This window comes from Cardiobacterium valvarum, from assembly GCF_900460955.1.
GTDB lineage: Bacteria > Pseudomonadota > Gammaproteobacteria > Cardiobacteriales > Cardiobacteriaceae > Cardiobacterium > Cardiobacterium valvarum.
Genome location: NZ_UFUW01000001.1, coordinates 993,702 through 1,014,175, shown reverse-complemented (window position 1 = coordinate 1,014,175; position 20,474 = coordinate 993,702). Strand labels below are relative to the sequence as shown.

Sequence of the window (20,474 nt, the reverse complement as noted above, 5' to 3'; positions counted from 1 at the left end):
GGCTAAGGGGGTCTAGGAAGCCTTAGCCGGTTAACTGCCGTGTAATCAAGCGTTTCAGCGGTGCCAGATGGTCGGACAGGCGCAGGACACCATGGCGCAGGATACGGGCCGACGGGGTCTCGCGGGTGAAGAGTTTGACGATGGCGTTGGTGCCGTGATACAGCGGACGGGTATTCAGCTGGTGGCGGCGGCCGTAGGCGGCAAGCATGGTTGGGTCGCCAATGTCTTTGCCCTGCCCTGCTTGACGCAGAATGAGGCGCGAGAGGATTTCCTGGCTTTGCAAGCCGAGGTTGTAACCGTGCGCGGTGACGGGGTGCATGCCGCAAGCTGCATCGCCGATAAGCGCGCAGCGGTTGGTATGGAAGCGGCGGGCGTGCACGCCAACCAGCGGGTAGTCGTGGATGGTGCTGATGAGTTTCATCGCGCCGAGACGGTGGTCGATTTCAGCGGCGACGTGTGCGGCAATGCCGTCGCCCAAAGCGATAAGTGCCGGGGCTTTGCGGCTGTCGACGGTGATAACGCAGTTAGTGATGTGGTCAGTGAGCGGCAGGAGGGCAAGGGTGCTGCCGTAGAAGAAGCATTCGCTCGCGGTATGATCGTTTGTGTGTTCGTGTTCGAGGCGGAAGACGAGGACGTTACGCCCGAATTCGTGGGTGTCGGCAGCGATGCCCATCGCGCGACGGATGAAGGAAAAGCGGCTGTCGGCAGCGACCAGCAGCTTGCCGCTGATGGTATCTCCGTTATCGAGGGTGACGTGGGCGCTACTGGTATCGCTGCCGCAGGCGACGACGCGGCGCCCGGTATGCCAGCGGATATTGGCCTGGTTTTGTACGGATTCATAGGCGCCGCGACGGATGATGTGGTTCGGCACGAGGTAGCCGAGGGTATCGATCGGTCGTTTATGGCTGTCCGCCGGCGGCAGCGGGAAGTGCAGGCGGTAAGGCGAGTTGCCGTTTAATACAGAGGCTTCGCGCAGGTTATAGACTTCATCCGCGGGAAAGCGCTGCCAGATGCCGAGGTTTTCAAGGATGGCTTTGGAGGGATGGGTCAGGGCGATTTCGCGGCCGTCGTAAGGCGGATCGGCGAGGACGTCTTTGCTGTGGATTTCGACAACGCTGATGTTGAGCTGGCTGCCGGCGAGTGAGCGACAGAAGGCGAGTCCGGCGGGGCCGGCGCCAACGACGATGATGTCGGTTTGTTCTTGCATGGGGTTCTCCGCTGTGGATGTCTGTGAAAGGGCGGGCATTATAGCCTGTTTGATTGGTCATTCACTGTGACGGTGATTAGGTTTTTTCATGTATCAGCAGAAACGCGGCCTGGCAGCGGTATTTCCGCCATACGCAGGCTGTCAATGAGGGCGCGCAGGGCGGCACTGGTGTGGCGGCTGGGGTAGTAGAGGTAGAAGCCGGGGTAGCGCGGGCAGTAGTCGCCGAGGATGACCGTCAGGCGACCATCGCGCAGATAGGACGCGCAGACGATGTCCATGCCGTAGCTGATGCCGAGGCCGCGCACCGTGGCTTCTGCCATGAGTTCGGGGTCGTCAAAGATAAGCGGATGTGGCAGGACGAGGTTTTGCGCGGCGCCGTCATGTTCGATTTCCCAACGGTAGAGGTCTTGCCCGCCCGACTGACGGAAGCCGAGGCAGCGGTGTTGCAGCAGTTCCTGCGGGGTTTGCGGGGTACCGTAGCGGGCGAGGTAAGCGGGGGCAGCGACGATGACACTATGCAGTTCGCCGATCAGCGGCACGGCGACCATATCGCCCGCGAGGTTTTCGCCGAGGCGGATGCCCGCATCGAAGCCGTCGCGCACGATGTCAATGGCGCGGTTGTCGGCGGTGATGTCGAGACGGATATCGGGGTAGCGGGCACAGAAGTCGTGCAGGCGCGGCAGCAGGATAGCCGTCGCAGCGCAGCGCGGCACACTGAGACGGATGCTGCCCGCAGGCTGGGCACGGTGTGCATTCACGCTGTCGAGGGCGTCGCTTAATGCGCCCAGGGCGGGCGCAACCTGGGCAAGGAGTGCCTGCCCCGCTTCGGTCAGGGCTACGCTGCGGGTGGTGCGGTGCAGCAGGCGCACGCCGAGGCGTTCTTCCAGGGCGTGCATGGCATGCGAGATGGTGGATGGTTTGCGATCCAGACGGGCGGCGGCGCGGCGGAAGCTGCCGGTTTCGGCAATGGCAACGAAGGTGGCGAGTTCGGCGTAGTCGTTGGGGCGCATTGGTGGCTCTCCTGCATGATGGTATGCGATGCCGGGTGGCTTATGGCGGGCAGCGGCGCGACCTATGATAGCGACCTCTTTTTTCTGCGAGGTTTTTATGCAAGTTTTGGTCAATGTTTTTCATCCGCGCCTTGCGCAATCGACGGTCAACCGTGCCTGGGTAGCACGTCTTGCCACCGCAGGCGTGACGTTGCGCGATATGTATGCGCTGTATCCGGACGGCAAAATTGATGTCGCTGCCGAACAGGCCGCGCTGCTCGCGCATGAGCGTATCGTCTTTCAGCATCCGTTTTACTGGTACTCAACGCCGCCTTTGATGAAGCAATGGCTGGATGATGTGCTGATTTACGGCTGGGCCTACGGCGGTGGGCAGGCGCTGGCGGGTAAGGAATGGCTGTCGGTGATTTCTACGGGCGGCCCGGCGGATTCGTATCAGGCGGGCGGCTATAACCGCTTTGCCATGAGCGAGTTTTTAAAGCCGCTGGTGCAAACGGCACATTTGTTGCAGATGACGTTCCTGCCGCCGTTTGTTTTCCACGGCGCGGTGCGTGCGGATGCCGGGGCGGTCGCTGCTTCGGCGGAGCAGCTGGCGACGTATGTGCATGACCCGCTGCTTGATCCGGTGAAACGCCTCGCCGCGTTGCAGGCGCAGATGACGCAGGACGGGGTGAAGCTGGGGTAAACGTTATCGGCAGGCCAGTGTGTACCTGCTGCACGGCTGCCCTGCCCTCTTCCACAAACCGCGTGGTTATCCCGCTTGGCGGTGGTTATTCACTACGGTAGCGGCTGCGAGTGTTGAAGGCGAGCGCGAGGGTGCTTTTATCGATGTAAGCGAGTTCGCCGCCCATTGGCACGCCGTGAGCGAGGCGGGTGGCGGGGATGTCGTGTTTCGCTGCCAGTTCGGCGAGAAAGTAGGCGGTAGTTTCGCCTTCCATGGTGCTGTTGGTGGCAAGCACGAGTTCGTGGATGTCGCCGCTGGCGAGGCGTTGGTCAAGGAGGTCGAGGCCGAGTTCTTCCGGACCAATGCCGTCCAGCGGCGAGATGTGGCCCATGAGCACGAAGTAGTGGCCGCGATAGTCGGTGGATTGTTCGATGGCGAGCACGTCGGCAGGAGCTTCGACGACGCAGATGGTGCCTGCATCACGGCGCGGGTTGGCGCAGATGAGACAGAGTGCTTCGTCGCTGATGTTGCGGCACTGTTCGCAGCGGCGCACGGTGTGCAGGGCGTGGTTGGTGGCGTCTGCCAGTTCTTGTGCCTGTGCGGTTTTGTTGAGCAGGAGTTGCAACGCCATGCGCTGCGCGGTTTTGTTGCCGACGCCCGGCAGGCAGGTGAGAGCCTGCACGAGGCGGTCAAAGGCGGGGGAAAAGCTCATCAGAAGGGCAGTTTGAAGCCGCCAGGCAGACCCATGCCGCCGGTGATGGCTGCCATTTCGTCCTGGGTCATTTGGTTAACTTTGCTGGCGGCATCGCTGATAGCGGCAGTGATGAGGGCTTCCAGCATTTCTTTGTCTTCTTTCAGGGCTTCTTCGCCGAGTTCGACGCGCTGACAGGCGTAGTGGCCGTTCAGGGTCACTTTGACGGCACCTGCACCGGCGATGCCAACAACGTGTTTGTTCGCCAGTTCTTCTTGCATTTTCTGCATGTTCGCCTGCATTTCCTGCGCTTTTTTCATCATGTTGCCCAATTTTCCGGGAAGCATTGTGTCTCCTTATGTTTGTGAAGGGTTTGTGGGTTGGATGTTGTCCACGCGCAGGCTGTCGCCGAAGACGGCTTGGGCAGCCTGCACTTGCGGATGGTTATGGAAGTCGGTTTCCGCCTGTTTTTGTTGTGCAGCGCTTTGTTGGCGGCGGTAGTCAATGGGGGTGGTAACGGCGTCACCCGGCTGGATGTCGATGATGCAATCGATGCCGAGTTTGGCGGCGATGGCAGCGGCAGCCTGTTCGCGGTTCTGTTTTTGGTCAAAGATGATGCCGCTGGCGCCGGTTTGCAGGCTGAGGCGCGGTGCTTGCCAGGCGACGGGGATGCTGTTTTCAAGCAGCAACAGCGGGTATTCATACAGGTCGAGAGTGGTGAGGAAGCTGCTCCAGCGTTCGAGATTGTCCACCAGCAGTTCAAGACTTGGTGCGTCGTCGCAGGCAGGTGCGTCAGCTACCGTTTTTTTTTCTGTGGTAGCAGCGACAGGCGGTGCGGACGCGGGGGCGCTTTCGTCAGGGATGGTTTCGCTCACCCACGGCGGGATGTCATTGTCGTCAGCGGCGGGTATATCTTCCCACGGCGGCGGGGTTTCTTCTGGGTTTGCAGCGACAGGTGGTGGAGTCGTCCCGCTTGGCAACGCGGGCGGTTCGGTGTGTGCGCTGTTGTCCGTGTTAATAGATGCTGCTGTTGTCTCGCCTGATGGCGCGGGCAGTCTGGTTTGTGTGTTGTTGTCCGTATTAATGGATACCGCTGTTGTCTCGCTTGGTGGACTGTCTTGCAGAATCGCGGTGAGGTCATCGGCAGCGGTAGCAGGCGCGGCTTCACGGATGATAGGTGCTTGTTGCGGTTCGGCATCCGGCAGCAGTGGTTGCAGGGCAATCATGCGTAGCAGGTTCATTTCCAGCGCCATGCGCGCGTCGGGCTGGTAGGGCAGGTTTTGCCAGGTGTCGCCGCCGATTTGATACCACAGTTGCACGAGTTCGACGGGCAGGCGCGCGGCCAGCGCATGCAGTTCAGCGGGGATTTCACCCGGATAGCGCTCGGCGTTGAGGCGCACGATGGTGATTTTCTGGATTTGCTGCAAGAGACGCAGCAGCAGGTTGGCGTAGTCTGGTGCGTATTCGTCCAGTGCATCAAGGATTTGCCGCAGTCCGGCAGCATTGCCATCCGCCAGCATGTGCAGCATTTGGTTGAGTTGCGGTTCGGGCACGGCACCGAGCAGGGTGGCAACATCGCGGCTGCGCACTTCACCCTGACCGTAGGCGAGGGCCTGGTCAAGCAGGCTGAGGCTGTCGCGCATACTGCCGGCGGCGGCGTTGGCTAATAGTTGCAGGGCGTCACGATCGTAAGCGGCGTGTTCGCTATCAAGAATATGGACGAGGTGGTCGGTGATTTGCCGCTCGCTCATGTTTTTCAGGTGAAATTGCAGGCAACGCGAGAGGATGGTCGCGGGCAGTTTTTGCGGGTCAGTGGTAGCAAGAATGAATTTGACGTGTTCCGGCGGCTCTTCGAGGGTCTTCAGCAGGGCATTGAAACTGCTGGCAGAAAACATATGTACTTCGTCAATGAGATAGACTTTGTAGTTACCTTTGACCGGAGCATAGGGGATGTTGTCCAAGAGCTCGCGGGTTTCTTCTACACGTGAACGCGAGGCGGCGTCCACTTCGATAAGGTCGGGGAAGCGGCCTTCGTCAATTTCGCGGCAGTGTTCGCATTCACCGCAGGGCTCAGAGCTGACACCGCGCGTTTTGCAGTTGAGGGATTTGGCGAAGATGCGGGCGATGGTAGTTTTACCGACGCCGCGTGTGCCGGTGAAGAGATAGGCGTGGTGGATGCGGTTGTGATCAAGCGCGTAGGTCAGCGCTTGGGTTACATGTGTCTGGCCAACCAGTTGGTGAAAGTTTTTCGGGCGCCAGCGACGGGCGAGTACCTGATAAGCCTCAGACATGGGATTTTTGCTGCTTATAAATAGAAAAAGGCCTGCACCAGCTTACTCCGGCACCCGATTTCACCACTACCGCTGCTTCCTTCCGGACCTGACGGGGTTTGCGGCTGATCGTTGCGAAGCGCCAATGCAGACCAGCGGCGCATTTTATGGATTTTTCATGCGTTTGCAAGGTGCTTTTCACATTGTACGCTAGCGCATTGTTTATTTTGCTTTTTTTACGGGTCGCTGCCAACCGCTGATGATTTTCTGTTCGCTCCGGGTGAGGGCAAGTTGCTCTGTCGGAACGTCTTTGGTGATGACGGAGCCCGCACCGATAGTTGCGCCATCACCGATGTTGACCGGAGCGACGAGGGCGCTGTTCGAGCCGACAAAGACGCGATCGCCGAGGGTGGTACGGTATTTGTTTGCGCCGTCGTAGTTGCAGGTAATGGTCCCGGCACCGATGTTGACCGCACTGCCGATGACGGCGTCACCGATATAGCTCAGATGATTGACTTTGCTGCCTTTGCCGATGGTTGCTGCTTTGGTTTCGACAAAGTTGCCAACGCGCACGCCTTCATCAAGCACGGTTTTGGGGCGCAGACGAGCAAAGGGACCGACTTGCGCATTGGCACCAACGCTGCAATGTTCGAGGCGCGAGTGACTGTACACACGCGCACGCGCGCCGATGTCGCAGTTATCGAGCACACAGCCGCTTTCGATATAGACATTGTCGCCGAGACTGACCGTACCCTTGATGACAACATTTGCCTCAATGACCACATCACGTCCGGCACTGACTGTGCCGTGGATGTCAATGCGCGCCGGGTCAATCAGCGTGACGCCCGCATCCAGTAAGGATTGCGCCTGACGACGGCGGTACACCTCTTCCGCCCGCGCCTGCTGTGCGCGAGTATTGATGCCCATCGCTTCTTCAGCGTTATCAGCGATTACGGCAGCAATCCTTCCTCCTGCCGCGCGGTGCAGGGCAACGAGATCGGGCAGATAGTATTCGCCTTGTGCGTTGTCGTTTTGCAACTGCGGCAAGTGCGTGGTGAGGATGTCGCGCGCAACCACCATCATGCCGGTGTTAATCTCGGTAATCGCCCGCTCAGTCTCGCTGGCGTCCTTTTCCTCAACCACTGCGCTGATACTGCCGTCAGCCCCGCGCACGATACGTCCGTAACCGAAAGGGTTATCCACCACAGCAGAAAGCAGGGCGAAACCGCTTTCCTGCGACGCATCCAGCAGCCGCTGCAATGTTGCCGCACGTACCAGCGGTGTATCGCCGAAAAGAATCAGCACCCGCTCGGCCTGGGCGATTTCAGCCATTGCCATCTGCACCGCATGCCCCGTACCGCGCTGCTCGGTCTGCGCAATCCACTGCACCTGCGGCCAGGCGGGCTCAATACAGGCGCGCAACTGCCCGCCCTGATGCCCGAACACTACCGCCGTACGCTCGGGCGCGAGCTCCTGCAACATTTCCAGCAGATGCACAATCATGGCCTTACCGCCAACGGGTTGCAGCACCTTGGCCTGAGATGAGCGCATTCGCGTACCTTGGCCGGCCGCGAGAATCAGGGCGAGAGTACGCATATGATTATTTGAGCTGAATAGTCGGCTGATAACCTTTTGCTTCTTCCGAACCGTCGAAAGGCACAATTACCCCATCCTCATATGTTACATATGCTTTATATTTGACTGGTTCGACAGCACTTTTGGGATTTAGTGCAATAAATGGAAATGACGTGAATTCACCCGCTTCCATTCGTCCTTTGTAAGTAATACTGACAATATTTCCTTCATCATTTTTTTCTGTTGTATAAGTCCAGCCGGGAACCGGATGTATGAATAACAGTTTTACCCCCTCTGCAACAACCATTTTTACCTCGGTTACTGCTTTTCCTCGATTGGTAGGCACATTCAAGCGAAAAGAATCCGATTTTCCTGCAATGCTATCCACACCATTAGCAAAATTGCGAATAGTAACGTGTGCCTGGGCATTAATGATAAATGCGGATAGGGCCAAAGCTGAAAGTAATACTTTCATTTTCATCGGACAATACTCCATTGTAAAGTGTGGATTAAATCTTACCATTTAAGGCTTGCACAAATTCTAACAGAGAATATCTATCAAACAAACATATATTTTCACTGCAGATGCTACTCTGGATTCAGGATATCAAACCAGTACATCGGAATCGGATAATCGCGAGGATGCGGCAGTGGGCAGCAAGAACCTGTGAATTTACCGTTAACTTTATACATTTTCTGAGATGGCTTTGTGAATGTAGTGTTAAAATGTCCCACATTTTCCGGTAAAGACCAGTTAAATTCAGAGAAAAATTGGAGAAAAACACATGAAAAGACAAGAACAACTCGAACGTATCAAAAGCGGGGAAGAATGGGATATCGTCGTCATCGGCGGCGGTGCAACCGGCCTTGGTATCGCCGTTGATGCGACCACGCGCGGCTTCAAAACCTTATTGCTCGAACGCATGGACTTCGCCAAAGGCACATCCAGCCGCAGTACCAAGCTCGTGCACGGTGGCGTGCGCTACCTCGCCCAGGGTGACGTAGCTCTCGTACGTGAAGCCCTGCGTGAACGCGGCCGCCTCGGCAAAAACGCACCGCACCTCTTCAAAAGTGAAGCTTTCATCATCCCCGGCGAAAAATGGTGGACCGCGCCGTACTACACCTTTGGCCTGTGGCTCTACGATCGCCTCGCCGGCAAACTCGGCATCGGCCGTACTCGCTACCTCGGCAAAGATGAAGCGAACCGCCTGCTCCAAGGCGTCAAGCCCGAAAAATTGCGCAACGGCGTCTGCTACTACGATGGCCAGTTCGACGACGCCCGTCTTGCCGTCAACCTCGCACAAACCGCTGTCGATCACGGTGCAACCGTCGTTAACTACTGCGAAGTCACTGGTCTCAGCAAAAACGACGCCGGCAAAATCAACGGCGTCAAAGCCAAAGACATCCTCAGCGGCGACGCCTTCGACATCAAAGCCAACTGCGTCGTCAACGCTACCGGCGTCTTCACTAACGAAATCAATGCAATGGACAATCCGGAAGGTATGGACGGCGTCGTTCCCAGTCAGGGCGTACACATTGTCATCGATCGCGAATTTCTGCCGGGCGACAGCGCACTGATGGTGCCGAAAACCTCGGACGGCCGCGTTCTCTTCGCTGTGCCGTGGCACGACAAACTCGTCGTCGGCACCACCGATACCCTCGTCAAAGACGCTGAATACGAGCCGAAGCCGCTGGAAAAAGAGATTGACTTCATCCTGAACACCGCCAAAGACTACCTCGTCAAAGCGCCGACCCGCGCCGACATCAAAAGCGTCTTCGTCGGCCTGCGTCCGCTTGCCGCACCGAAAGACGGCGGCAAAAGCACCAAAGAAGTCTCGCGCAGCCACAAAGTGCACGTTACCCCGTCCGGTATGGTGGACATCATCGGCGGCAAATGGACGACCTACCGGCAAATGGCTGAAGACGCCGTTGATGCCGCTATCAAAGAAAACGTCCTGCCCGCCAAAGACTGTAAAACCGTTGATCTGAAAATCCACGGCTACCAACCGGCAGACGAAAAAAGCCACCTTGGCCTCTACGGCAGCGACCGCGCCGCTATCGAAGCCTTGGCGAAAAGCGATGCCAAAGCCGGCAGCAAAATCCACCCGGATCATCCTTTCCTCTACGCCGAAGCCCTGTGGGCTGTGCGTGAAGAAATGGCGCAAACCCTGGAAGACGTGCTGGCGCGCCGCATCCGCCTCCTCTTCCTTGATGCCCGTGCCGCCGCTGAAGTCGCCGAAGATGTCGCCCGCTACATCGCCGCCGAACTCGGCAAAGACGAAGCCTGGGTAAAAGAACAAACCGCCTCCTTCCGTGAACTGGCGAAGCAGTACCACTTCTGAGTCTGCGCTTTGCGTAATAATAAAAAAACGCTGCCTCGGCAGCGTTTTTTATTGGGCTGCGTCATACCCGACGGGAAAAGGATCAGGCTCGCGGTAATGGGTAAACAGTCTTGTAGAGAGGTTGCCTGCAACGATTCCATGTCATCTATCCGTTTACGCCAGATGCCGCCAAGCGGGAAAAACACGGGGTATATGGGCAGGGCGGTTGTTAGTGGGATAGACCCTGGGCAAAAAGAAACCCGCCGTAGCGGGTTTCTTTGCATTACGCGGCAGTTCAGGCTTTCTTTTTCACCGCGAGGCCGCCGGAGGCCTGCGCGACCGGCATGATTTCCACGCGGTTGATGTTCACATGTGCCGGGCGCTCGGCGATCCACAGCACGGTGTCGGCAATATCGTCGGCAGTAAGGTAGTCCACGTTGGCGTAGAGCGCAGCGGCTTTGGCGTCGTCGCCGTGGTAGCGCACGTTGGAAAATTCGGTGCCGCCACAGAGGCCGGGTTCGACGTTGGAGACGCGCACGTTGGTGCCGAGCAGGTCAGCGCGCAGGTTGAGGCTGAATTGTTTGACGAAGGCCTTGGTCGCGCCGTAGATGTTACCGCCTGCGTACTGGTAGGTGCCGGCAGTCGAGCCGAAGTTGATGATGTGGCCGCGATTGCGCGCCACCATACCGCTGAGTACGGCATAAGTAACGGTAACGAGGCCGCCGATGTTGGTCGCGATCATTTGTTTCCAGTCAGCGAGGTTGCAGTTGGGGAAGGGATCGGCGCCGAGAGCGAGTCCGGCGTTATTCACGAGCAGATCAATATCCTGCCAGGCGGCGGGCAGGCTTTTTAATGCTGCCAGCGTCGCCGCTTCGTCGCTGATGTCGAAGGCGAGTGGCAGGCAGGCATCGCCAAGTTCGTCGCGGAGGGCTTGCAGGCGTTCGGTGCGGCGGCCGGTGATGATGACTTGATGACCGCGAGCGACGAGTTTGCGCGCAATGGCGGTGCCAAATCCGGAGGTAGCGCCGGTAACGAGGGCTTTCATGAGTTGTCTCCTGTGTTGTGAAAGGATACGGGGCGCAGGCTGATGTCGCCTGCTGCCCAGGGGTGGATGTTGCCGTCGGTATCTTCGAGCAGCAGTTGGCCCGCTGCATCAATGCCACAATTGATGCCGCGACTGCTGCCCTGGGCATGGCTGAGGCAGACGCTTTGTCCGTAATACAGGTCAAGCTCACGCCAACGGGCGGGATAGTCGGTGCGGGCAGCGGGGTGAGCTGCACAGGCGGCGCGCCAGGCGTTGATGAGCGCAGCAGTGAGGGCGTTGCGCGCGATGGGCCCCGCTTCGCTCAGAGCCGCGTGTGGCTGGTTGATACCGGGCAGCGGTTGCAGATTGATGCCGATGCCGGCGATGGTGGCGATACCCTGCGCGCCGGTATGGGTTTCGACGAGGATGCCGCCGAGTTTGCGTCCGTCGAGATAGAGATCATTCGGCCATTTGAGGCGCACGGGGAAACCCGCCTGCAGCAACGCTTCAGCAGCAGTGAGGCCGAGGCCGATGCTAAGGGCGGCAGCGGCAGCGGGTTCGGGGTAGTGCCAGTAGTGACTGAGGATAATTTGTCCGGCGAAGGGGGATTGCCAATGGCGGCCACGGCGGCCACGTCCGGCGCTTTGGTATTCAGCGAGGGCGATCGTGCCGTTTGCCGGCGAATGCAAGCGGGCGAGAACGCTGTTGGTGGAATCGGTTACGACATCGAGGTAGATGGGAGCCTGCGGGCAGGCGGCGCGCAGGTAGGCGGCGTCAAGCAGTTCGGGCGGCGGGTTAAGCCGCCAGCCGTCTGCGCTTTCCGCGACGTGCAGGATGCCGCGTGCGTGCAGATCGGCCAAGAGCATGCGCAGCGCGGCAGGGGTAGTGGCGAGGTGTTGGGCGAGTTCGCTTTCCGCCCAGGCGGGTTGGGCGGCAAAGGCTTCAAATAAGCGGGTTTCCGGCATGGCAGGAGGGGATGTGTGGGTGTGCGGCAAGGATAGTCCCGCGCACCGGGTTTTGCCAGTTCGCGGCGCTTTTATACCGCCAGAAACGGCCACACCGTCCACAAAGCAGTCGCGATAACCAGCCCGCCGAGCAGCAGGCGGCTACCTTCCCGGGTAAGCGCTTGCAACAGCGTGCCGGAGAAGACGCCGAGCAACAGCATCGCGGGCAGTGTTCCCAGACCGAATGTCAGCATCACCAGCGCCGCCGTCAGCGGATTGCCGCTGACCAGGGCGAGGCCGAGGGCGCTGTAAATCAGGCCGCAGGGTAAGAATCCCCAGAGGAAGCCGAGCAGCAGCGCATCGCTGGCGCTGCGCACCGGCAGCAAGGTTTGCACGAATCCGGCCAGCGGCCGCCACAGTCTGATGCCGTAGCGTTCCAGGCGGCGCAGCCAGTTGACGCCCAGGATGATTTGCACCCCCACCAGCAGCATCGCCAGCGCTGCCACGATTCGCAACGCCGCTCCCCAGGCGGGGTTGTGCGGGCGGAAGCCGAAGAGCGGCAGCAGGCAGCCGAAGATCAGCCCCAAGGTGCTGTAACTCAGCAGGCGCCCACCGTGATACACCAGCAGGTAGCGCTTGCGTGTGCTGCCCAGACCGAGCGAGGCGCTGATACCGCCACACATCGCCACACAATGTGCGCTGCCGGCGAGGCCGGTGGCGAGAGCGGTGAGCAATACCGCGCCGTTCATTGATCTTGCCGCTCGCGCCGGCGTTCTTCGTCGGTGTCGTCAAGGAGCGGGATCATGCCGGGCGATTCAAGGTCGTCGAACTGGCGGTGTTTGACCGCCCAGGAGAAGGCTAACACCGCCGCCACGATAAGGACGACGGACATCGGGATCAGAAGGTAGAGAATCTGCATGTAAAACCAGCGGAATGGGAAAAGGCGCATTATGCGGCAAACCCGCTTGCCTGGCAGGGGAAAGCACGCTTGCCTTCAATATGAATTGCCGTAAAGTATGTGTTTCCACCCGACATCATGAGGAAACCTCAATGAACAAGCGCCTCCTGTTATCCACCCTGCTCGCCCTCGCCTTCTCCGCCCAGGCCGAGACCGTTTTCCGCCGCGCCAACGGCAGCGAGCCGAAGAGTATCGATCCGCAGCTTGCCAGCGAAAGTGCCGGTTCAGCGGTCATCTACGACAACTTCGAAGGCCTCGCCAGCGCCGCCGCCGACGGCACCATCATCCCCGGTGTCGCCGAAAAATGGGAGGTATCGGCAGACGGCCTGACCTACACCTTCCACCTGCGCGACAACGCCAAATGGTCGGACGGCAGCCCCGTCACCGCCGCCGATTTCGTCTATGCCTGGCAGCGAGCGGTCAACCCCGCCAGCGGCGGTGAATACGCCTTCATCCTCTATCCGGTGAAAAACGCCGAAGCCATCGCGACCGGTGCGGAAAAAGACCTGAACGCTCTCGGCATCAAGGCGCTGGACGAACGCACCCTGCAAGTCGAGCTGAACGCGCCGACGCCATATTTCATCAGCCTGCTCACCCACTACACCAGCTACCCCGTGCCGCAGAAAGCCATTGAGCAACACGGCGACAAATGGACGCAACCCGGCAACATCGTTACCAATGGCGCCTACCGCGTCAGCGAATGGAAACCGCAGGCGTTGCTGGCGGCGGAAAAATCGCCGACGTACTGGAACCACGAGCAAGTCGCCATCGACAAAGTCATCTACTACCCGATCGAATCCGAAAGCAGTGCCTTTGCCCGCTACCGCGCCGGAGAAGTGGACTACGTCGACTCCCTCTCGCCGGAAAGCCTGGAAACCGCGAAAAAAGATTACGCCGCCGAGTTGCACATTGATCCCTACCTTTCCACCTACTGGTACGGCTTCAACCTGACCAAGCCGCCTTTCAAGGACAACGTTAAGCTGCGCGAGGCGCTGACCATCGCCATCGACCGCCAGGCCATCGTGGACAAAATCACCAAAGCGGGACAAATCCCCGCTTACAGCGTCGTCCCGCCCGCCACCAACAACAGCGCCCCCTACCTGCCGGATTACGCCAAACTCGACCGCAAGGCACAAATCGAGCGCGCCCGCGCGCTGTACGCCGAAGCGGGATACAGCAAGGACAAGCCGCTCAAAGTTACCATCACCTACAACACCAGCGACGCACACAAAAAAATCGCCGTTGCCGTCGCCGCCATGTGGAAACAGGTGCTGGGCGTGCAGGCCGAACTGGAAAACCAGGAATGGAAAGTCATGCTCTCCAACCTGAACCAGAAAAATGTCGAAGTGTACCGCTACGCCTGGATCGGCGATTACAACGATCCTTACACCTTCCTCGAAATCTTCCAGCAAAACGCCAGCATGAACCATTCCGGCTTTGCTGCCCCCGCCTATGACGCCGCCCTCAAAACCGCAGCAGGCACGCTCGATCTGCCAACGCGCGCCCAGCAGTTACAAGAAGCGGAAAAAATCGTCACCGACAGCTACGCCGTCGCCCCGATCTACCACTACGTCACCGTGCGCCTGCTCAAGCCCTACGTCAAAGGCTACGAGCCGAACATCATGGGGCAAGTGCGGAGCCAGTACCTGCGCATCGAAAAATAAAATCCGCCGAAAGGAAAACAGCACATGCAAAAACACCTGCTCGCCACCCTCCTGCTCGCCGCCCTCTGCGGCGGCGCGCAGGCCGAAACCATCTTCCGCCGCAGCAACGACGCCGAACCCGCCAGCATGGACCCGCAACTCGCCCAAGGCATGCCGGAAATGCACATCCTGCGCGACATGTTCGTTGGCCTCGTCGATGAAGACGCCGGCGCGCGGCCCATCCCCGGAGCCGCCGCCAGCTGGGACGTGAGTAGCGACGGCAAAACCTGGACCTTCTATCTGCGCGACGCCAACTGGTCAGACGGCAAACCCGTCACCGCCGACGACTTCGTCTATGCCTGGCGGCGCGCCGTTGATCCGGAGACCGGCAGCAAATACGCCTTCTTCCTTTACCCCGTCAAAAATGCCAAAGAAATCGCCGAAGGTACAGCAGCGGTGGACAGCCTCGGCATCACCGCCGTGGACGCGCGCACCCTGCGCGTTGAGCTGAACAACCCGACGCCATACTTCACCGGCCTGCTCAGCAACGCCGCCACCTACCCCGTGCCACGTCACGTCGTGGAAAAATACGGTAAAGACTGGACGCGCGCCGAACACATCGTCGGCAACGGCGCATTCAAAATGCGCGAATGGAAACCATCGGCCAGCATCACCCTGGAAAAATCGCCTAACTACTACGGCGCCGCCCAAGTCGCACTCGACAAAGTCATCTACTACGTCAGCGAAGACAAAAACGCCGAACTGCAACGCTACCGCGCCGGCGAACTCGACTGGACGGCGGACGTGCCGAACGACCAGATCAAATGGCTGAGCGAAAACCTCGGTGACGAACTGAGCGTCCACAACTACCTCGGCACCTACTACTTCGGCTTCAACCTGACCAAAGAACCGTTCAAAGACGCGCCCAAACTGCGCGAAGCGCTGAACCTAGCGCTCGACCGCGACCGCATCGTCAAACTGGCGGGCAGCGGCGAAACCCCGGCCTACGGCTTCATCACCCCGGGCGTGAGCGGCTACACCCCCTACACTCCCGACTACGCCGCCTGGGACTATGCCAAACGCCTCGAACGCGCGAAAAAACTCTACAGCGAAGCAGGCTACAGCAAAGACAAGCCGTTCAAAGTCGAGCTGCTCTACAACAGCAACGACAACAACAAAAAAGTCGCCATCGCCGTCGCTGCCCTGTGGAAAGAAGGCCTGGGCGTAGAAACCACCTTGACCAACAAAGAATGGAAGGCCTACCTCAATGACCGCCGCGAATACAAAACCCAAATCTTCCGGGGCTCGTGGATGGGCGACTACGACGACGCCAATACCTACCTCGACCTCTTCATCAGCGGCGGCGGCAGCAATACCATCGGCCTGAACGACCCCGAATACGACAAAATCCTCGCTGCCGCCGCAGCGGAAACCGATACCGGAAAACGCGCCGCCCTGCTACAGAGTGCGGAAAAACGGCTGATTGACCAGAACGGCCTCATCCCGGTGTATTACTTCGTCTCCAAACACCTGGTGAAGCCCTACGTCAAAGGCTACGAAGCCAACGTGATGAACCACTGGCCGAGCAAATACATCCGCATCGAAAAATAAGCCGAAACCCCGAAAACCACCCCTGTGGCGGTTTTTTTAGCGGCAGAATTGACGCTGCCGCGCCATGCGGGTAGTTTGGCCCTGCCACAATCCGCTGGTGTTCCCTGGAGAAAAGACATGAAAAGAACCCTGCTTGCCGCCGCCCTGTGTTGCGCCCTGCCGGTACTTGCCACCCCGGGCCGCTCCACCCAGGAGATTATCGACACCGCGCCGGCCGATGCCTGGCGCACGCCGAATCCCGCCAACCTGCTCTATATGCAGCTTGATAAGGGCACGGTGGTCTTCGAACTGGCGCCGGACTTCGCTCCGGAGCATGTCGCACAAGTCAAACTGCTGGCGCAGCAACACTTTTGGGACGGCCTGAGCGTGTACCGCGTGCAGGACAACTACGTCGCCCAGTTTGGCGATCCCAATGCCGAGGACAAAACCAAGGCGAAACCGCTGCCGCCGGAAAGCAAGGCGCTGCCCGCCGAATTTACCCGCCCGCTGGCCGGACTGGCGTTTACCGCCCTGCCGGATAAGGATGGCTGGGCCAAACAAGTCGGATTTGCCGACGGTTTTGCTGTGGCGAACGATGACAAAAATGCCTGGCTAACCCACTGCTACGGCGTGCTCGGTTCCGGACGCGACAATCCGCCGGATAGCAGCAACGGCGCCGAACTCTATGTCGTCATCGGCCAGTCGCCGCGCTACCTTGACCGCAACATCACCCTGGTCGGCCGTGTCGTGCACGGCATGGAACTACTCAGCAGCCTGCCGCGCGGCACCAACAACAACGCGGGTTACGCCGGCTACTACAACAGCCCGGCGGAATACACCCCGATCAAGAATATCCGCCTCGGCAGCGAAGTGCCGGAGAGCGAACGCCTGGCGCTGCAAATCATGAAGACCGACAGCCCGGCCTTCGCCGAGATGGTGGAATCGCGGCGCAACCGCAGCGGCGACTGGTTCGTGCGCACCGCCGGTTACACCGATGTGTGCAATATCAGCGTGCCGTCGCGCGTGCAGCGATAAACGTCCAACCTATAAAAATCCCGCCATCCGGCGGGATTTTTTATGGCATGCAAAGACACTTGCTTGTCACCGGCGGCTATCGGGATGGATTGGTGGCGGGCGTATATTCTTTTTCGACAAGTTGTTTTGTCGCCAAATAGGAGAGAAAAATGCCAGGTTATCCCGCCGGTTTGTTAAAAAACCGCTCTGTCGTCAAGCATGGTAATTATGCCGTGATTACTCCGGAAGGACGGGTTATCAATACGGTTCCCGGTCTGACAGATTGCAAGATGACGATTCTTGCCACGCCCAAAATGGGCGCCAGCTTTATTCAGCTCATCGGCACGCTTGGCCCGAATGCGAAAAGTACGATTACTTACGGCGCCAAGGCGCATGAGGAATCGTTTATTTATTTGCTCGAAGGTCCGGCAGAATTAAAAGTCAAAGTCGGTGATAAAAGCGAAGTATTAAAGCAAGGTGGCTATGCTTATGCCCCACCCGGCGTCGGCATTGATTTTGAAAACGCAAACCACAAGGAAGGCCGCATCCTGCTCTACAAGCAGCGTTATGTGCCGCATCCGGGCGGTATCGCTCCCTACGCCGTATTTGGCAATGTCAATGCCATTCAATGGGCGGATTATGACGGTATGGCCAATGTCCATATCAAGGATTTGCTGCCGGTAGAAGAAGCTTTTGATATGAATATGCATATTCTCAGTTTCGATCCGGGCGCCAGCCACAATATTATCGAAACGCATGTGCAGGAACATGGCGCTTATGTGTATGAAGGACAAGGCTGCTATTTGCTGGATGAAGACTGGTATTTGATTCAGGAAGAGGATTTCATCTGGTTCGGCCCGTATTGCAAGCAGGCATCTTATGCCGTTGGCCGTGGCCCATTCAGCTACATTTATTCCAAAGATTGTAACCGCGACGTGGAAATCTGATTTTTTTATTCCTGTTTCTTCTACCCGATTTCACAAGAGGTATCCGTTATGGCACTTAACAGTCAATTCAAAACGCTCGATATTCGCGAGGTATTGGCCGAAACCCATATGAAGGGGAAAAATATTACTTTCCTCGATGATTTCAGCCGCGATGAGCTGCTCGCCCTTTTCCGTGCCGCCGAAATGCTGGAACCCTTCCTGCGCACCGGCCTCAACCTGCTGCAAGGCAAGGTGCTTTATACCCTGTTCTTCCAGCCTTCCACCCGCACCCGTTGCAGCCATGAAAACGCCATGCTGCGTCTCGGCGGCAATGTGATTACGGAATCCGACCCGACGCACAATTCCGCCGTCGCCAAGAATGAGAGCCTTTATGACTCGCTGCGGGTGACTTCGGAATATGCCGACGTCATCGTCATGCGTCACCCGGATGACAAGGAAGCCCTCGGCGCATTGGCAGAGCTCGGCCCGTATGTCTCTCCGGTGATCTCCGGCGGCTACGGCCACGTGACCCACCCGACCCAGGGCCTGCTGGACTGTTACACCTGCTGGCGCGCTTTCGGCGACCTCACCAATACAACGGTGGCGATTGCCACGCCGGATTTGTCCCGTGCCCGCTCCGGGCAGTCGTTCGCGCTGGCGCTGGCCGCGATGGGCGCGAAGATTGTTTACACCGGCACCAGCGAGCTGCGCACCCCGGAAATCGTGCGCAACAAGCTGGTCGCGATGGGTGCCGACTTCGAAGAGCATTTCGACCTCACCATGAAGCAGAACGAGGAACTCTATGCCGACAAGGGGGTGGATGTGATTTATCTGCCGGGCAGCTCGCTGAAGAAAGACGACCCGAACCGCGAGGACTTCATGAAGACGATGGCGCAGTACTACGTCTCGCTGGAGATGCTGCAAAACATCAAGAAGAAGACCGGCAAGGTTGTCGGCGTGCACCATTCGCTGCCGCGCAACCCGGGCGAGTTCGACTTCGGCATCGACAACACCGAGCACCAGCTCTATTTCCGTGGCATCGGCTTCTCAATCGCCGTGCGCATGGCGCTGCTCTCCGCCGTCGTCGGCGTCAATTAAAGTCAGCCCCGTCTTTCCTCCCGAACCGTTGCCGCCGCCCGGCGGCAACACCCCCACCATTTTGCAGGAGAACCTTCATGTCAGCGCAACCGCCGGAAGCTCCGGCCAAAAAGAAATTCAAGATGCCCGATATTTATATCGTGCTGGTGATCTTCATCCTGTTGGTCGCCGCCTTCACTTACATCATCCCTGCGGGGCAGTACGAACGCGAAACTATCCAGACGGCGCACGGCACGCAGACGATGGTGGTGAAGGATACTTACCACACCATCGAGCAGCATCCCGTCGGCTTCATGGATCTGGTTACCGCCATTCCGGACGGTCTGAAACGCGCCGCCGGTATTGTCTTCCTCACCTTCATGGTCGGCGGCTGCATGGGCCTCATCAAACGTGCCGGCCTGATCGATATGGGCGTGCAGAACCTGAACCGCGCCGTCGACGACAAGGGCTACCTGGTCATTCCCATCCTTATCAGCGTCTTCACCAGCCTTGCCGCCTTCATCGGCGTGCCAGAACTGTCGCTGGCCTACCTGCCGGTGCTCCTGCCGCTCTTCTACCGTTTGGGGTATGACGGCATGACCGCTACCGCCGTGTCGCTGCTCGGCCCCTGCATGGGCTTCACCTTCGGCCTCACCATCCCCGGTTCGGTCGGCGTCGGCCAGCAGATCGCCCAGTTGCCAATGTTCTCCGGCTCCGGCATGCGCGCCTTGGTGCTGCTCACCGTGCTCGTCATCACCATCATCTACGTGATGCGCTATGCCGCGAAGGTCAAGGCTGACCCGCAAAAAAGCCTGACGCTCGAAACCGACCGCGCCATGCGCGAAGCTATCGCCGCTGAAGATGCCGCCAAAGGCGAGATGACCTTCAGCAAGCGGCAGAAATACGCCGGTATCGCCTGCTTCATCATGTTCCCCATCGCTATCGCGATGATCCTCATCAAAAACCTCGGCTTTGAAGCCATCGGCGGTCTGTTCCTGCTGATCGGTATCGCCGCCGCTGCGATTGCGGGCAAGAAACCGCAAGAAATCTGCGACGACGTCAACGCCGGTATGCGCGACATGATGGTTGCCGCCCTGCTCTGCGGTGTCGCCAGCGCCATCGCCGTCGTCATGGACAAGGGCATGATTACCGACACCATCGTGTACTGGCTGGAAAGCGCGACCCGCTCCGTGCCGCAGGAAGTCACCGCTATCACTATCTTCTGGGAACAGTCACTGTTTAACTTCCTCATCCCTGGTGCTACCGCCCTGACCCTGCTCACCATGCCGATTCTCTCGCCGCTGGCAGAACTGCTCAATATCGACCAGCAGACCGTAGTCTCGGCCAACGCCTGGGGCGGACAGCTTACCGACATCTTCTTCCCCACCTCCGGCTTCTTCGTCGCCACCCTGGTGATCGCCAAAGTGGAATACGGCAAATGGCTGCGCTTTTACACCCCGCTGATGTTTATGCTGGGCGGCGTCGCCTGTATCGCCCTCTACCTCATGCAGACCTTCGCAGGCCGATGACCCAGCCCCTACGGCGTGCCACCCGGCACGCCGT

General features: G+C 58.9%; 19 protein-coding genes and 1 other RNA gene. 8 read left to right on the top strand and 12 right to left on the bottom strand.

Translation table 11 applies throughout. The features are described from left to right. Positions 1-22 precede the first annotated feature (22 nt). Both ubiM and DY250_RS04885 read right to left on the bottom strand, forming a co-directional pair. Positions 23-1,207, bottom strand: coding sequence for a 5-demethoxyubiquinol-8 5-hydroxylase UbiM (gene ubiM, locus DY250_RS04890; protein WP_115611282.1), 1,185 nt, complete (start codon positions 1,205-1,207; stop codon positions 23-25). Positions 1,208-1,293: 86 nt separating this feature from the next. After that, positions 1,294-2,217, bottom strand: a complete 924-nt coding sequence (locus DY250_RS04885) for a LysR family transcriptional regulator (RefSeq protein WP_115611280.1) — start codon at positions 2,215-2,217, stop codon at positions 1,294-1,296. Between the two features lie 97 nt (positions 2,218-2,314). On the opposite strand from DY250_RS04885, the gene DY250_RS04880 reads away from it, so the two are divergent. Then, positions 2,315-2,899, top strand: coding sequence for an NAD(P)H-dependent oxidoreductase (locus tag DY250_RS04880; protein WP_115612777.1), 585 nt, complete (start codon positions 2,315-2,317; stop codon positions 2,897-2,899). 85 nt (positions 2,900-2,984) lie between these two features. Here DY250_RS04880 and recR read toward each other — a convergent pair whose 3' ends face one another. From recR to DY250_RS04850, 6 genes are all read right to left on the bottom strand, one after another. Further along, positions 2,985-3,590, bottom strand: coding sequence for a recombination mediator RecR (gene recR, locus DY250_RS04875; protein ID WP_115611279.1), 606 nt, complete (start codon positions 3,588-3,590; stop codon positions 2,985-2,987). Then, entirely contained in the window at positions 3,590-3,916 is a 327-nt protein-coding gene (locus tag DY250_RS04870) for a YbaB/EbfC family nucleoid-associated protein (RefSeq protein WP_115611277.1), read from the bottom strand. The genes recR and DY250_RS04870 overlap by 1 nt, the downstream gene beginning before the upstream one ends. Positions 3,917-3,925: 9 nt before the next feature. After that, a complete protein-coding gene (dnaX, locus tag DY250_RS04865; protein ID WP_115611275.1) occupies positions 3,926-5,860 on the bottom strand; it encodes a DNA polymerase III subunit gamma/tau in 1,935 nt (644 codons plus the stop codon). A gap of 31 nt (positions 5,861-5,891) precedes the next feature. Beyond that, an RNA gene (gene ffs, locus DY250_RS04860) (signal recognition particle sRNA small type) lies at positions 5,892-5,988 on the bottom strand. 73 nt (positions 5,989-6,061) lie between these two features. After that, positions 6,062-7,435 carry a bifunctional UDP-N-acetylglucosamine diphosphorylase/glucosamine-1-phosphate N-acetyltransferase GlmU gene (gene glmU, locus DY250_RS04855; protein WP_115611273.1) on the bottom strand — a complete coding sequence of 458 codons (1,374 nt, stop codon included), beginning with the start codon at positions 7,433-7,435 and terminating at the stop codon, positions 6,062-6,064. A 4-nt stretch (positions 7,436-7,439) separates the two neighbouring features. Further along, complete coding sequence (locus DY250_RS04850; RefSeq protein ID WP_245951028.1) at positions 7,440-7,895, bottom strand: DUF1775 domain-containing protein; 456 nt, start codon at positions 7,893-7,895, stop codon at positions 7,440-7,442. 304 nt (positions 7,896-8,199) lie between these two features. On the opposite strand from DY250_RS04850, the gene DY250_RS04845 reads away from it, so the two are divergent. Then, positions 8,200-9,756 carry a glycerol-3-phosphate dehydrogenase/oxidase gene (locus DY250_RS04845; RefSeq protein ID WP_115611271.1) on the top strand — a complete coding sequence of 519 codons (1,557 nt, stop codon included), beginning with the start codon at positions 8,200-8,202 and terminating at the stop codon, positions 9,754-9,756. A gap of 274 nt (positions 9,757-10,030) precedes the next feature. Here the strand turns inward: DY250_RS04845 and DY250_RS04840 are convergent, their stop codons facing one another. The 4 genes from DY250_RS04840 to ccoS are packed head-to-tail and all read right to left on the bottom strand — an operon-like array spanning position 10,031 to position 12,622. Continuing rightward, a complete protein-coding gene (locus DY250_RS04840; protein ID WP_115611270.1) occupies positions 10,031-10,780 on the bottom strand; it encodes an SDR family oxidoreductase in 750 nt (249 codons plus the stop codon). Next, positions 10,777-11,754: a biotin--[acetyl-CoA-carboxylase] ligase gene (locus tag DY250_RS04835; RefSeq protein ID WP_147293452.1), complete on the bottom strand. Its 978-nt coding sequence runs from the start codon at positions 11,752-11,754 to the stop codon at positions 10,777-10,779. The genes DY250_RS04840 and DY250_RS04835 overlap by 4 nt, the downstream gene beginning before the upstream one ends. Positions 11,755-11,795: 41 nt before the next feature. Next, a complete protein-coding gene (locus tag DY250_RS04830) occupies positions 11,796-12,452 on the bottom strand; it encodes a sulfite exporter TauE/SafE family protein (protein ID WP_115611266.1) in 657 nt (218 codons plus the stop codon). Next, entirely contained in the window at positions 12,449-12,622 is a 174-nt protein-coding gene (ccoS, locus tag DY250_RS04825; protein WP_115612775.1) for a cbb3-type cytochrome oxidase assembly protein CcoS, read from the bottom strand. The genes DY250_RS04830 and ccoS overlap by 4 nt, the downstream gene beginning before the upstream one ends. Positions 12,623-12,753: 131 nt before the next feature. On the opposite strand from ccoS, the gene DY250_RS04820 reads away from it, so the two are divergent. From DY250_RS04820 to DY250_RS04795, 6 genes are all read left to right on the top strand, one after another. Then, complete coding sequence (locus DY250_RS04820; RefSeq protein ID WP_115611264.1) at positions 12,754-14,325, top strand: peptide ABC transporter substrate-binding protein; 1,572 nt, start codon at positions 12,754-12,756, stop codon at positions 14,323-14,325. A 24-nt stretch (positions 14,326-14,349) separates the two neighbouring features. Next, positions 14,350-15,915, top strand: a complete 1,566-nt coding sequence (locus DY250_RS04815; RefSeq protein WP_115611262.1) for a peptide ABC transporter substrate-binding protein — start codon at positions 14,350-14,352, stop codon at positions 15,913-15,915. Between the two features lie 117 nt (positions 15,916-16,032). Continuing rightward, positions 16,033-16,929, top strand: a complete 897-nt coding sequence (locus DY250_RS04810) for a peptidylprolyl isomerase (protein WP_115611260.1) — start codon at positions 16,033-16,035, stop codon at positions 16,927-16,929. A gap of 149 nt (positions 16,930-17,078) precedes the next feature. Then, positions 17,079-17,855, top strand: coding sequence for a (S)-ureidoglycine aminohydrolase (gene allE / locus DY250_RS04805; RefSeq protein ID WP_115611258.1), 777 nt, complete (start codon positions 17,079-17,081; stop codon positions 17,853-17,855). A 48-nt stretch (positions 17,856-17,903) separates the two neighbouring features. Then, the gene (locus DY250_RS04800) at positions 17,904-18,932 is read left to right on the top strand and encodes an aspartate/ornithine carbamoyltransferase family protein (protein WP_040389388.1); all 1,029 of its coding nucleotides are present in this window, start codon (positions 17,904-17,906) and stop codon (positions 18,930-18,932) included. Positions 18,933-19,009: 77 nt separating this feature from the next. Continuing rightward, positions 19,010-20,440 (top strand): YfcC family protein, encoded by a 1,431-nt coding sequence (locus DY250_RS04795; RefSeq protein WP_115611257.1) that lies wholly within the window; start codon positions 19,010-19,012, stop codon positions 20,438-20,440. Positions 20,441-20,474: the final 34 nt, after the last annotated feature.